The sequence below is a fragment of the Mucilaginibacter angelicae genome (assembly GCF_042434235.1).
GTDB lineage: Bacteria > Bacteroidota > Bacteroidia > Sphingobacteriales > Sphingobacteriaceae > Mucilaginibacter > Mucilaginibacter angelicae.
On record NZ_JBHLTS010000022.1, the window covers coordinates 64,077 to 76,435 of the forward strand.

Here is a 12,359-nt window from a genome sequence, read left to right on the forward strand (position 1 = left end):
CCTGTTTGATGTTTTAAAATTAACCGTATTTTTGCCCGATGGATATAGCCAATTATTTAAGCGAACTACTTGGCCGGTACACTGAAGTAAGTGTACCCGGCCTGGGCTGCTTTTCGCGGCTCCGTGTAAATGGCTATTATGATGATGAGCAGGCAACATTTTATCCGCCCGGTCATAAGCTGCACTTTGATCAGCAGTTAAAGGACGATGAGATCCTTACACAGTACATTGCCGAAAAGAAAAAGATCTCGCTGGCATCGTCCAAGTATTTTACCGAAAAATACATTAACGGCCTTAAGCAGGAACTGACACTGCGCGAAGTGCCTTTTGCCGAATTAGGCTGGTTTTATTTACAGGAAGGTAAAATAGCGTTCAGGCCGCAGGAACAGGCACAGGGTACCGATCCTTTATTTTTTGGTTTGCCCCCGATTAAAATTAACAAGGTAAATTATATACCGCCGCCACTCCCGCCGCCGCCTTTACCTACTGCAATACCTTTGCAGCAAACTTATACCCCGCCGCCTGTAACCACAATACCGGCTGATAGTGAGCCCGAATATGTTGCTGACGAGCCGGAAGTTAAACGTAATACAAACATCTGGATTATTATTGCATTGGTAATAGTTGCACTTGCTGCTGCATTATTTGGTGTGTATAAATATAACCCTGCACTATTACATCTTACTGACCAGGATACTACTGATCAACCAAAGGTTGAAAAGCCCAAACCTACTCCCGTGGTTAAGCCGGATAGTATTAAAAAGGACTCAACCCCAGCCGTCACTGATACCACTAAGGCAATTTCCAGGCCGGTTGCCGCGTTAAATAAACCGGTAGTTAAAACAGATACCGTAGCTAAGCCTGAATTCGCGATATTTTTAGGATCGTTTAAAACCGAATCAAAAAGTGAAGAGGCCGTTAAAGATTACAAAAGTAAAGGCATTGATGCCCGCATACTGAAAGGTCCGGGAACGGGTCCGCGTATCAAGATCATAATCGGTGGGTTTTCCTCATCCGAAGAAGCAGAAAGCACGAGAAAAAAACTCATATCACAAGGAAAAATAACGAAAGATACTTACTCAAAACAAATTACTGATTCCACGAAATGACTTTATTATTAATTCAGCAACTTACAGATACCGCCAAACACCTGGCAGATACCGCAAATCACGCCGTAACAACTGTGGCCGCACCAGCCGAAGACCTTCGCTTTGGCGACCTGTTGATCAAGGGTGGCTGGGTAATGATCCCGATAGGTATTTTAGCTGTACTGGGGCTTGTAATATTTTTTGAGCGTTATTTTACTATTCGTAAAGCATCCCGTAACGAATCAAACCTGATGGTGCAGGTACGTGCCAGTATCCACTCGGGTAACCTTGAATCGGCTATTGCAATTTGCCGTAACAACAACACCCCGCTTGGCCGCATGCTGCAAAAGGGCTTATTGCGAATTGGCAGGCCGATCAAAGATATTGAAGGCGCAATTGAAAACGTTGGTAAGCTGGAAGTATCCAAACTGGAAAAAAATATTGGCATTTTAGGTATCGTAGCCGGTATAGCGCCGATGTTTGGGTTCCTTGGTACCATTGCCGGTGTAATCAAGATCTTTTATGATATCTCAAAAACCGATAACATCAGCATGGGTGTAATTTCGGGCGGTTTATATGTAAAAATGGTAACATCAGCTGCCGGGTTGTTTGTAGGTATCGTAGCTTATGTTTGCTACCACATCTTAAATATGATGGTTGACAAGGTGATCCTTAAACTGGAAACCGATGCTATTGAATTTATTGACCTGTTAGAGGAACCGAGCAAATGAATTTAAGAAAACGACACAGGGGCGCATCCGCAGAAGTACATACATCGGCAATGAACGATATTATGTTCTTTCTGCTGCTGTTTTTCCTCATAGCTTCAACAGTTACCAATCCTAATGTTATTAAGCTGGTGCTGCCTAAATCATCAACAGGGCAGTCGGTATCTAAAAAAACGATAACAGTATCTGTAACCAAAGATCTTAAATACTACGTTGATAAAAAGGAAATCCCGGTAGATGCCCTGCAAACTACACTGGCAGGTTATAAAAACCTGGCTACCGAACTTACCATAGTTTTGTATGTAGATAAAACCGTAGCCATACAGGATGTGGTACAGGTGATGGATGTAGCACAAAAATTAAATATTAAACTGGTTTTGGCAACGGAACCAAAGGGCTAACAGTGGCAGTTGCAGTTTAAAAGTTTGCAGTAGCTTATTGCAGTAAGTTACTGTAATCAATTAAACAAACTGCCACTCTATTATAAAAGCAGGCAGTTGGCAGTTTTGAGTGGACAGTTAATATTTAATGCTAAACTTAATAACTTTGCCAACTGCAATAATTATAAAATAACTGCAATTGCTTAACGCAAATTAAGCAAACTGCAAACTGAACAAAAATGGAGTACAGGGAAGAAAATAACTATCCGAAAGCATTTATAGCAACAGGCATTATTATGGCTGTGCTGATAGCGGCATGTTATTTTATTGTGTTTAAAAATCCGCCGGTTGAAGAAAACGGAACAGGCGGTATCCTTGTGAATTACGGCACGGTTGATGAAGGCATGGGCGATGATTACATGAGCACAGAAGAACCTTCTGTAGCCGAAAAAGCTAATCATACCAAACCGGATAAAGTTACAGAAACCAAACCCACCGAAGAAAAGCCCACACCCGAAAGCAGCGAGAAAACGGTAGTTACCCAAAATACAGAGGATGCGCCTGAAGTAGCTGCACCAACTAAAAAACCAAGCCAAAATGTAGCTCCTACCCCGCCGGTAAAAACGCCACCGGCTAAACCAAGTGTTAACCAAAACGCGTTGTACAAAGGCAAAGCATCAACCGGTACAGGTGAAGGCGATGGTACAGGCAAAACACCCGGCAATCAGGGTAAAACTACAGGTACTACACTCACCAATAACTATAACGGAACAGGATCGGGCAATGGCGGCAGCCTGAACATGGCACAGCGTAACTTTGTGAGTCGGCCGTCGGTAACAGACGATAATCGTCAGACCGGTAAAATAGTGGTGGATATCCGAGTGGATAGGAATGGCAATGTAACTTATGCCAGAGGCGGTGCCCGCGGTACTACTATAACCGACGATGCATTAGTTCAAAAATGTGAGGATGCTGTACGCAACTCTAAACTTAATCCCCTTGAGAACGCCGAGGAAGAGCAAAAAGGCACCGTTGTTTTTGTATTTAAGGTAAATTAATTCAGTTTGCAGTTTTAGGTTTGCAGTTAGCATACCCAAATTAATAGCTTTGCCTTAGCAACTGCCTATTGCAAACGGGCGACTGCAAACTGCAAAATGAACTACAACGAAACCCTCCAATACCTTTACACCCAGCTCCCCATGTTTACCAGGGATGGGGCTTCGGCATTTAAGAAAGACCTTACCAATACGCTTGAGCTTTGCAGGCGGCTGGACAATCCCCAGCATAAGTTTAAAAGTGTGCATGTAGGCGGCACCAACGGTAAAGGTTCAACATCGCACATGCTGGCAGCTGTTTTACAAACAGCGGGGTATAAAACAGGGCTCTATACTTCTCCCCATCTTAAAGATTTCCGCGAGCGCATCCGCGTTAACGGGCAAATGATCAGCGAGCCAACTGTTATTGATTTTGTTGAAGACCATAAGACCGATTTTGACGAAATAGCCCCCTCATTTTTTGAGATGACCGTAGCGCTTGCCTTTGATGTTTTTGCAAAGGAAAAGGTAGATATAGCTATAATTGAAGTAGGCCTGGGCGGCAGGCTGGATTCAACCAATGTGATCACCCCGCTCCTTTCTGTAATTACCAACATAGGCTGGGACCACATGAACATGCTTGGCAATACCCTGCAACTGATAGCAGGCGAAAAAGCAGGCATTATTAAACCGGGGATTCCGGTGGTTATTGGTGAACAACAACCGGAGGTGGCGAACGTATTTACTGAAAAGGCCGCCCAAACTAATAGCAGGATCCGGTTTGCATCGGAAGGATGGATTGCAGAAAAGGTTAAAGGTGAAAGGCAAAAGGCGAAAGATGGTGCTGAAGAACTATTGGAGATCCACATCCAAAGTAAAGACCCCGGACTTAAAACTTACAACTTAGCACTTGACCTCCCCGGTACCTATCAACTCAAAAATGTAAAAACCGTTCTGACCGCGATTGAAGAGTTAAAAGGAATAGGCTTTGATATCAGCGATGATGATATCCATAATGGCCTGTCGCGGGTAAAAACCCTCACCGGTTTACATGGCCGCTGGGAAACCTTAAGCCAAAACCCGCTTACCATTTGTGATACCGGGCATAACCCCGACGGCATACAGGAAGTAATGAAAAACATTGCGTCCGTCGATTACAAGCACTTGCACATGGTGATCGGGATGGTGAATGATAAAGATACCGGCAAAGTATTACCAATGCTGCCAAAAGATGCTACCTATTATTTTTGCAAACCTGATATCCCCAGAGGTTTAGATGCCGAAAGTATGAAAGAACAAGCGGAGGCTTATGGCTTAATCGGCGAAGCTTACCCATCGGTAAAAGAAGCCCTGTTATCAGCACAAAAAAGTGCAGGCAGTGACGATCTTGTATTTGTTGGCGGGAGTACTTTTGTGGTAGCGGAGGTGGTATAAAAAATTAAAAAAAGCCGTCATTGCGAGGTACGAAGCAATCCCCGATTTACAGAGACGCTCTGCACAATTTGGGATTGCTTCGTACCTCGCAATGACGCGTTTTAATCTCTCTTGGATATCCCGGAGGAAAAATTCAAAACAGTTTCCTCCAAACAACCTCACCTGTTACCGCTCCGCCAGTAGTTGGCGCGGGCACAGTATACTTAAAAATATCTCCCGAAATTGTAAACGGCCGTTTTTGCTGTGTACCCTCCCAGTTTGGGAATGATGCGTGTTCGATATTGAAGATGATGTTAGCGCCTTCAACTTTATAAGTACCATAATGGGCGTTACATCCTTTAACCGCAGCTTTGTACTCTTCGTCGGTTCCCTTACTTTTATCCCCGGATGCAAATTTCGGCCGGCCTTCGCTGTAGATCTGCAAAGTATAATGCCCCATAGCATCAAATATCAGGATCCCTTTTGGCGAATTGCCATAAAGATGGATGCGGCTGCCGTCGGCGGCAATATTATCAACGGTCATTAGTTCATATGTCCCGGTCAAATTACTAACGCCGGTTTTGTTTTGTGCCGATACCCTGCAGGCAAGCATCAAAAAGATGAAAAGCAATTTATATTTCATACCACTAAGTTATATTTGCTATATTCCATTAACAATAAGGTACAAAAAAGTAGCCTGATTACTAAAAAGTTACCATGCTGTAAATCAGTTATATTATTTTTAATTGATGGATAAAAAATCGAATCATCCGGCACCAAAATGCGGCATCGACTACGCTTTTCAGCGGATAGGCGGTAAATATAAAGGCCGTATCCTATGGCGTTTGCGCAATGGCACCATGCGCTACGGCGAGTTACGCCGTACAGTTACGGGTGTAACCTCAAAAATGCTTACCCAGGCCCTGCGTGAATTGGAAGATGATTGCCTTATTGTGAGGCAGGTATATATAGAAGTGCCGCCAAGGGTTGAGTATACTCTTACAGATACGGGTAAAGAACTTCTCCCCTTTCTACAACTACTGCGCGATTGGGCCAAACACCAGATGCAGATTAATGATATACTGGCCATGCCATAATTTAATTTCAACAACTGTCAAAAACACCTTTATTAATCTGCTTAAAGTTATATTTTTACTCGTCCAATCCTTACCTTAAAAATATGACATATATAGCATCTGCCGATAGATATCAGACCATGCAATACCGCCGTTGCGGCAACAGTGGCATCAAGCTTCCGGCTATTTCACTGGGCCTTTGGCACAATTTCGGTCACGTTGATGTTGCCGATAACTACCGCAAAATATTACACCTTGCTTTCGACAGCGGCATCACCCATTTTGACCTGGCCAATAACTACGGCCCACCTCCGGGCTCGGCCGAAGAGAATTTTGGAAAAATCCTTAAAGAAGATTTCCGCGATTATCGTGACGAGCTCATTATATCAAGCAAAGCCGGTTACACCATGTGGCCGGGTCCGTATGGCGACTGGGGCTCAAAAAAATACCTGGTAGCCAGTCTTGATCAAAGCCTTAAACGCATGGGACTTGATTATGTGGATATTTTTTATCATCACCGCCCGGATCCAAACACGCCCCTTGAAGAAACCATGGCTGCCTTGGATCTGATCGTTCGCCAGGGCAAAGCGCTCTATGCAGGTGTATCCAACTACCCTGCCGAACTGGCTTCCAGGGCTATCAAAATTTTGAAAGACCTTGGCACGCCATGCCTTATTCATCAGCCCAAATACTCTATGTTTGAGCGCTGGGTTGAAGGCGGTCTGTTGAATGTTTTAGGTAATGAAGGCGTTGGCTGTATCCCATTTTCACCACTGGCGCAAGGCTTGCTTACTGATAAATACCTGCACGGCATCCCCGAAGATTCGAGGGCGGCAAGGCCAACCGGCTTCCTTCAAAAAAGCCATATCACCGATGAGCGCCTGAGCCAGATTCGAGACCTGAACAGCTTGGCAGTACAACGCAGCCAGTCGCTGGCCCAAATGGCATTGGCCTGGATCCTGAAGGATGAGCGCGTAACATCGGTATTAATAGGTGCAAGCAGGCCAGGGCAATTATCTGATTCATTAAAAGCATTGGATAACCTCCGGTTTTCGGCAGAGGAATTGGCGAGGATAGAAGAAATTTTAGCCCCCTAATCACCATAGGGGGGACATATTGTAATAATAAAAAAATAACTATTTTTAAAGTCTCCCCTTTCAGGGGGAGATTTAGAGTGGGCTTATGAGCACAATAAACTGGGGTATTATAGGCTGCGGTAACGTAACCGAGAAAAAAAGCGGACCAGCATTTAAAAAAGTGCCTGGAAGCAACCTTGTGGCCGTGATGCGCCGCGATGCAGAAAAGGCTGCCGATTATGCTGCGCGCCATGGCGTAGGTAAATGGTACAGTGATGCCGGTGAGCTGCTGGATGATCCGGACTTGAACGCGATCTACATAGCTACCCCTCCGGCCTCCCATCTCGACTATGCGCTTACCGCCCTAAAAAAGGGATTGAATGTTTACGTTGAAAAACCGGTAACCCGCAATTCGGCCGAGGCAAAGGCTATGGCAGCAGCTGTAAAGGATAGTACCTCAAAACTTACCGTTGCACATTATCGCCGGGCTTTGCCCATGTTTTTAAAGGTTAAAGAACTGATAGATACCCAGTTGATAGGCGAAATTCGCACCGTACAGATCAGGATGTGGCAAAGCCGCAAACCGGCTCTTGTTGCTGATGTGGAAACCAACTGGCGTGTACTCCCTGAACTATCGGGCGGCGGCTATTTCCATGACCTTGCCCCTCATCAGCTCGATTTGATGTTGTATTATTTTGGCGAGCCGGAAATGTATCATGGTTTTTCGCTCAACCAATCAAACTCAACACCTGCCGACGATCATGTGTGCGGGCAGATCCTGTTTAAAAACAAGGTGGTGGTTAATGGCTCATGGTGTTTCAATGTAGCCGAAAGCGAAACTACCGATACCTGCGAGATCATCGGCACAAAAGGAAAAATAACCTTCCCGTTTTTTGGCAATTACATCAGCTGGAAAACCGATACGGAAGAGGAAACAATAACATTTACCCACCCTGAACATATTCAACAACCATTTATAACTAAAATAGTAGCTTACTTTAAAGGCGAAGGGCCAAACCCCTGCCCCATTGAGGAAGCAGTGACGCTGATGGATATCATCGACGCGTTTACATTAAAAAAGTAAATGAAAAACCTAACCTTATCGTATCCGCCCATGCCTGCAGGGGCCGATAAAAATGTAGTTAAGCCCTCAAAAGCTTTCAAAAAGCACGTCTATTTTGCTGTGGGCGCAATCATTTTATTTGTGCTTTGTTACATGCTTTTATTTTTAGGATCGCTGGGGATAGCTATAGCATTTGGCTATATCGGTGTGGCTATTATAATGTTGCATCCGGCATTTATAACCCTTGCGGCAGGTATTGCACTGATATTGTCGGGCCTTATGCTGGTTTATTTCGTGATCAAGTTTATTTTCAAGCGTACCCATATTGATAATTCAGACATGATCGAAATAACATCAGACCAACACCCGGCATTATTTGAATTTATCTACAAAATTACTGCCGAAGCCCAGGCTCTAAAACCTAAACGCATTTATCTGTCGGCCGATGTAAATGCCGGTGTGTTTTACAGCTCAAGCTTTTGGAGCATGTTTCTGCCGGTTAAAAAAAACCTGAAGATAGGTTTGGGGTTGATAAACTCCATAAACCTGTCGGAATTTAAAGCGGTGATGGCACATGAGTTCGGCCATTTTTCGCAACGGAGTATGAAAGTTGGCAGCTATGTATACAACTTTAACAAGGTAATTTATGATATGCTGTACGATACCGAGGATTATAGCAACCTTGTTAACAGCTTTGCGCGGATTCATGGTGTGTTTTCTCTTGTTGCTGCTATAAATGTAAAGCTTATACAAGGGATGCAGTTCATTTTGCGTAAAATATATATAGTGGTTAACAAAGCCCACCTCGCCCTGTCGCGTGAAATGGAGTTCCAGGCTGATGCTGTTGCGGCATATGTAAGCGGATCAAACCATATCATTACCTCCCTGAAACGCGTTGATATAGGACAAGCTTGTTACGATAACCTTATCAATTATTCGCGTACTAACCTGAAACAGAATAAACGGGCAGATAACCTTTATCCCCAGCACCTGGAAATGATCGGGCATTTTGCCGGCTACCATAAAATCAATACAGATGCTGCTTCGCTGCCAATCATTGAAAACGGCTGGAATTTACCCGAAACCAGCGAAATAGTAATTAAAAACCAATGGTCGTCGCACCCTACCAATGAGGAACGTGAAGCCCACGCTAACCGGATAAACCTGATCACCCCTCCGGTAACAGAACCTGCCTGGGCGCTTTTTGAAAATCCGCTGAAAGTACAGCTACAGCTTACCAATCATTTGTATGAAATAGTTAATACAGATAAAAATGCCGAAACAGTAACCCTTGAAAGCTTTAAACAAGACTTTTACGGTAAGATCAATGAAAACTCTTTCGATCCGCTGTACAATAACTATTTTGATGACCGGCTTATAACCCCGTTTAATATTGAGGAAGCAATAACAGCCGAAGATAATGACCGCGGGCAAACTACTTTTGAAGAGTTGCTGAATACTGAGAACAGCAGCCTGCCGGCAAGGGCACGGCGTATGCAGGCCGATATCGACATATTTGGTCAGCTTAATACAGCCGACCATATCAAAACTTTTGATTTCCGGGGTACTAAATATCACCCGGATGACATTTATCCACTTCAGGCATCGCTTACAGAAGAATGTAAGATTGTACAAAAAAGAATAGAAGACCTGGACAAACAACTCTTCCTATTCTTTTACAAACACTCGGCCGGTACTGAACGCGAATTATTGACTATGCAATATAACAGCTTATTTAAGTACCAGCAGGAAGCAATCACCGACTATGATATGTACAATAACATCATGCGTGCCATGGCCCCTGTTTATAACAAAATGACGCCTGATCAGATCAATGATACCCTTGCAGAAGTTTACAAACAGGAACGCCACATAAAAAACCGGATAAAGGAGATTTTAACCGATGAAATAACCCGTGCCTATTTTAATGAAGAAGAGGTTAAAACTTTAGAAGGATACCTTGCTGCCAAACATATATACTACCTTAAACCAGGATATGACAATAAGGCCTTACAAAACTTCAATGAAGCGATGGATATTTACGTATCGGGCATCGCTAAACGCAATTTTGAAATAAAGAAAAACCTGCTTAATTTCCAGCTTCAACTTATTAATTAAACTAACTTAATCACAATGAAAAAAACCCTTACCCTGATCACAATTATAGTAGCGTTTTGCTTCACAGCAAAAGCCCAAACCTTTCACGTTCCTGAAAACTATACGCTAAAGGAAAAAGAAGATTATGGCAAATATGAAGATGATGTAATAAAAGCTGTTGACTGGCTTCAGGATACGCCATGGGCACTTGAGGATCAAAAACGTATGGAAACCAACGCCTTCCTGATGAAATGGATGCAGGGAAGCCCTACCGTGAGCATTGAAATTAACACCAGCGTAGCAAAAATGACCGAAAAGAACCCGCAGCTGCTCATGACCTTTATGGGAGGTTATACCAAATATGCCCTTCAAAACAAAAGCGCCTTTAATAAAACTAAGGCAAACCAAGCCGGTGTAAAAGCGGTGATTGACAAGTATGTTGTTGAAACAGACCATAAAAACAATAGCCTGCTCAATAAACTCACCAAAATTGAAAAAGACGGCAAATTAGCCGATTGGATGGCTTCTGATTTTAATAAAACGAAGTAATATTCATGAAAGGGCAGGCTCACTGAACGGCTGTAAGCTTTTCAGTGAGCCTGTATTACAGCCCTTTATCAGCCTTTCTTTTTGGGTACTTTAGCCCCTTCTTTCCTCGCCTCGGACAGGCCTATCGCTACTGCCTGCTTTTTGCTGGTTACCTTTTTACCGCTGCCGCTTTTCAACTTGCCTTCTTTCATTTCGTGCATGGTTTGCGCAACCTTCTCCCCGGCTTTTTCTGAATACTTTGCCATAGTGTTAATTTTAATTAAATGATATTATTACAATACAAAATATTTGCCAAAACATAAATCTGGTTATTTCCTTAATGATCTGCGCATAAATGAAATGAAGAAATTCAAACCTTTAATATCTTTTCATCCGGTGGGTTCCCAATTATTACTTATCTTCAAAACATCTGAAATAATTTCGTGTTAAGCCATCATAAAATACCGCAACATTTTGCCCATATGCCAACAAAAAAACTCATAGCCCCTTTTTACGAACGTCTTGCTTTAGTACTTATCGGCTTCATGGCCCTGGGCTACCTGGTTATTATGGGTAAAGACCTGCTTGATCCAATGATCTTTGGTTTCATCTTCGCCATACTGCTGCTCCCGGTTTGTAATTTCCTGGAAAACAAACTCCGGCTGCCCCGCAGCATGGCATCGCTCGTTTCCATATTATTGTTGATTGGCGTTATTGGGGGGATCCTGTATTTAGTGGGATCACAGATCTCAAACATGGCTAACGACTGGCCTATGCTAAAAAAGCAGGTTACGCAATCAATACAAGATCTGCAGGAGTGGATCCAGCATGCTTTTCATGTGAATGCCGCTAAACAAATGGCCTATGTTGATGATACTGCTAAAAAGCTCATGGAATCAGGTACGGATGTGCTGGGCAGCACCTTCGGGGCCATTTCATCGCTCATGTTATTTTACGTATTCATCCTGATATTCACTTTTTTTATCCTGCTATACAGGCGCCTGCTCATCCGTTTTATAGTATGGGTTTTCAGGGACGAAAACGAGCATGTGGTGATGGATATTGTTGAAAACATTCAGAGCATTTTAAGACAATACATATTGGGGCTATTATTGGAAATGGTAATAGTTGCCGGTGTGGCCATTACTGTTTTTTGGCTGATAGGTATAAAATATGCTGCTTTACTGGGTATTATAGTGGGCCTGTTCAATATCATTCCGTACATCGGCATCTTTACCGCGTTGCTGTTAAGCACGGTTATAACTTTTGCCACCGGCAGCATCAGCAACACCATAACAGTAGCTGCGAGTGTTATTGGCATCCATGCGGTTGATGCCAACTTTTTACTGCCTACCATAGTTGGCTCAAAGGTTAGGCTTAATGCCCTCATCTCTTTTATAGGCATCATTTTGGGCGAAATGATCTGGGGGCTTTCGGGCATGTTTCTTTCTATACCTGTTATTGCCATATTCAAGATCATATTTGACCGCATTGAAACACTGAAGCCATGGGGATACCTGTTAGGCGGTGATTATGAATATAAAAAATCGGCCGCGAAGGCTATGAAAACCGAATAATTTTTTCAAAAAGGGGCTAACCAAAATCTGCAAGTTTTCGTTTAAATAAACTAAACTTTTAATTTTGCAGAAACTATTGATGCCCCTAACAATGGAAATTGTAAGAGATACACCACGCGCTGTTTACAGGTGTAGAAAATGTAATGAGCCCTTAAAAACCAGGCGCAAGCGCGGCCTGTTATTAAAAGCAACCCTGTTTTGGCTTCCAATCCGGAAGTTTTTTTGTGAACGCTGTCTTAAAACGCGTTATGTAATGTAAGTGTTCATAAAAACAGGCAGCATTTTACTTTGATTATTTA

Annotated in this window: 13 protein-coding genes; 11 read left to right on the plus strand and 2 right to left on the minus strand. The window is 43.2% G+C overall.

Going from position 1 to position 12,359, the window contains the following annotated elements; all coding sequences use genetic code 11:
- The first annotated feature begins 38 nt into the window (after positions 1 to 38).
- From ACFFGT_RS12595 to ACFFGT_RS12615, 5 genes are all read left to right on the plus strand, one after another.
- The gene (locus ACFFGT_RS12595) at positions 39 to 1,109 is read left to right on the plus strand and encodes an HU domain-containing protein (protein WP_377022892.1); all 1,071 of its coding nucleotides are present in this window, start codon (positions 39 to 41) and stop codon (positions 1,107 to 1,109) included.
- Positions 1,106 to 1,819, plus strand: coding sequence for a MotA/TolQ/ExbB proton channel family protein (locus tag ACFFGT_RS12600; RefSeq protein WP_377022893.1), 714 nt, complete (start codon positions 1,106 to 1,108; stop codon positions 1,817 to 1,819). Before ACFFGT_RS12595 ends, ACFFGT_RS12600 begins: the two co-directional genes overlap by 4 nt.
- Entirely contained in the window at positions 1,816 to 2,217 is a 402-nt protein-coding gene (locus ACFFGT_RS12605; protein WP_091219820.1) for an ExbD/TolR family protein, read from the plus strand. The genes ACFFGT_RS12600 and ACFFGT_RS12605 overlap by 4 nt, the downstream gene beginning before the upstream one ends.
- Before the next feature lie 218 nt (positions 2,218 to 2,435).
- On the plus strand, positions 2,436 to 3,254 hold the full coding sequence (locus tag ACFFGT_RS12610; protein ID WP_377022894.1) for an energy transducer TonB: 819 nt from the start codon (positions 2,436 to 2,438) through the stop codon (positions 3,252 to 3,254).
- 96 nt (positions 3,255 to 3,350) lie between these two features.
- Positions 3,351 to 4,664: a bifunctional folylpolyglutamate synthase/dihydrofolate synthase gene (locus tag ACFFGT_RS12615; RefSeq protein ID WP_377022895.1), complete on the plus strand. Its 1,314-nt coding sequence runs from the start codon at positions 3,351 to 3,353 to the stop codon at positions 4,662 to 4,664.
- A 133-nt stretch (positions 4,665 to 4,797) separates the two neighbouring features.
- Here the strand turns inward: ACFFGT_RS12615 and ACFFGT_RS12620 are convergent, their stop codons facing one another.
- Positions 4,798 to 5,286, minus strand: a complete 489-nt coding sequence (locus ACFFGT_RS12620; protein WP_377022896.1) for a lipocalin-like domain-containing protein — start codon at positions 5,284 to 5,286, stop codon at positions 4,798 to 4,800.
- A 106-nt stretch (positions 5,287 to 5,392) separates the two neighbouring features.
- Here ACFFGT_RS12620 and ACFFGT_RS12625 point away from each other — a divergent pair, with 106 nt between their 5' ends.
- The 5 genes from ACFFGT_RS12625 (at position 5,393) to ACFFGT_RS12645 (ending at position 10,504) form a co-directional block, all read left to right on the plus strand.
- The gene (locus ACFFGT_RS12625) at positions 5,393 to 5,740 is read left to right on the plus strand and encodes a winged helix-turn-helix transcriptional regulator (RefSeq protein WP_377022897.1); all 348 of its coding nucleotides are present in this window, start codon (positions 5,393 to 5,395) and stop codon (positions 5,738 to 5,740) included.
- Positions 5,741 to 5,823: 83 nt separating this feature from the next.
- Complete coding sequence (gene mgrA, locus ACFFGT_RS12630) at positions 5,824 to 6,816, plus strand: L-glyceraldehyde 3-phosphate reductase (protein ID WP_377022898.1); 993 nt, start codon at positions 5,824 to 5,826, stop codon at positions 6,814 to 6,816.
- Between the two features lie 85 nt (positions 6,817 to 6,901).
- Positions 6,902 to 7,879 (plus strand): Gfo/Idh/MocA family protein, encoded by a 978-nt coding sequence (locus ACFFGT_RS12635; protein ID WP_377022899.1) that lies wholly within the window; start codon positions 6,902 to 6,904, stop codon positions 7,877 to 7,879.
- A complete protein-coding gene (locus tag ACFFGT_RS12640; protein ID WP_377022900.1) occupies positions 7,880 to 9,976 on the plus strand; it encodes a M48 family metallopeptidase in 2,097 nt (698 codons plus the stop codon). It abuts the gene before it with no gap.
- Between the two features lie 15 nt (positions 9,977 to 9,991).
- Positions 9,992 to 10,504, plus strand: a complete 513-nt coding sequence (locus tag ACFFGT_RS12645) for a hypothetical protein (protein WP_377022901.1) — start codon at positions 9,992 to 9,994, stop codon at positions 10,502 to 10,504.
- Positions 10,505 to 10,572: 68 nt separating this feature from the next.
- Here the strand turns inward: ACFFGT_RS12645 and ACFFGT_RS12650 are convergent, their stop codons facing one another.
- Complete coding sequence (locus ACFFGT_RS12650; RefSeq protein ID WP_377022902.1) at positions 10,573 to 10,749, minus strand: DUF6496 domain-containing protein; 177 nt, start codon at positions 10,747 to 10,749, stop codon at positions 10,573 to 10,575.
- A 216-nt stretch (positions 10,750 to 10,965) separates the two neighbouring features.
- Between ACFFGT_RS12650 and ACFFGT_RS12655 the strand changes: the two genes are divergently transcribed.
- Complete coding sequence (locus ACFFGT_RS12655; protein ID WP_377022903.1) at positions 10,966 to 12,060, plus strand: AI-2E family transporter; 1,095 nt, start codon at positions 10,966 to 10,968, stop codon at positions 12,058 to 12,060.
- The last annotated feature ends 299 nt before the right edge of the window (positions 12,061 to 12,359 follow it).

Bases quoted from the DNA above. Each gene is read 5' to 3' on its own strand.
- ACFFGT_RS12615 (WP_377022895.1), top strand. From the start codon at position 3,351: ATGAACTACAACGAAACCCTCCAATACCTTTACACCCAGCTCCCCATG.
- ACFFGT_RS12625 (WP_377022897.1), top strand. From the start codon at position 5,393: ATGGATAAAAAATCGAATCATCCGGCACCAAAATGCGGCATCGACTAC.
- ACFFGT_RS12655 (WP_377022903.1), top strand. From the start codon at position 10,966: ATGCCAACAAAAAAACTCATAGCCCCTTTTTACGAACGTCTTGCTTTA.
- mgrA (WP_377022898.1), top strand. From the start codon at position 5,824: ATGACATATATAGCATCTGCCGATAGATATCAGACCATGCAATACCGC.
- ACFFGT_RS12645 (WP_377022901.1), top strand. From the start codon at position 9,992: ATGAAAAAAACCCTTACCCTGATCACAATTATAGTAGCGTTTTGCTTC.
- ACFFGT_RS12635 (WP_377022899.1), top strand. From the start codon at position 6,902: ATGAGCACAATAAACTGGGGTATTATAGGCTGCGGTAACGTAACCGAG.
- ACFFGT_RS12620 (WP_377022896.1), bottom strand. From the start codon at position 5,286: ATGAAATATAAATTGCTTTTCATCTTTTTGATGCTTGCCTGCAGGGTA.
- ACFFGT_RS12640 (WP_377022900.1), top strand. From the start codon at position 7,880: ATGAAAAACCTAACCTTATCGTATCCGCCCATGCCTGCAGGGGCCGAT.
- ACFFGT_RS12600 (WP_377022893.1), top strand. From the start codon at position 1,106: ATGACTTTATTATTAATTCAGCAACTTACAGATACCGCCAAACACCTG.
- ACFFGT_RS12650 (WP_377022902.1), bottom strand. From the start codon at position 10,749: ATGGCAAAGTATTCAGAAAAAGCCGGGGAGAAGGTTGCGCAAACCATG.
- ACFFGT_RS12595 (WP_377022892.1), top strand. From the start codon at position 39: ATGGATATAGCCAATTATTTAAGCGAACTACTTGGCCGGTACACTGAA.
- ACFFGT_RS12605 (WP_091219820.1), top strand. From the start codon at position 1,816: ATGAATTTAAGAAAACGACACAGGGGCGCATCCGCAGAAGTACATACA.
- ACFFGT_RS12610 (WP_377022894.1), top strand. From the start codon at position 2,436: ATGGAGTACAGGGAAGAAAATAACTATCCGAAAGCATTTATAGCAACA.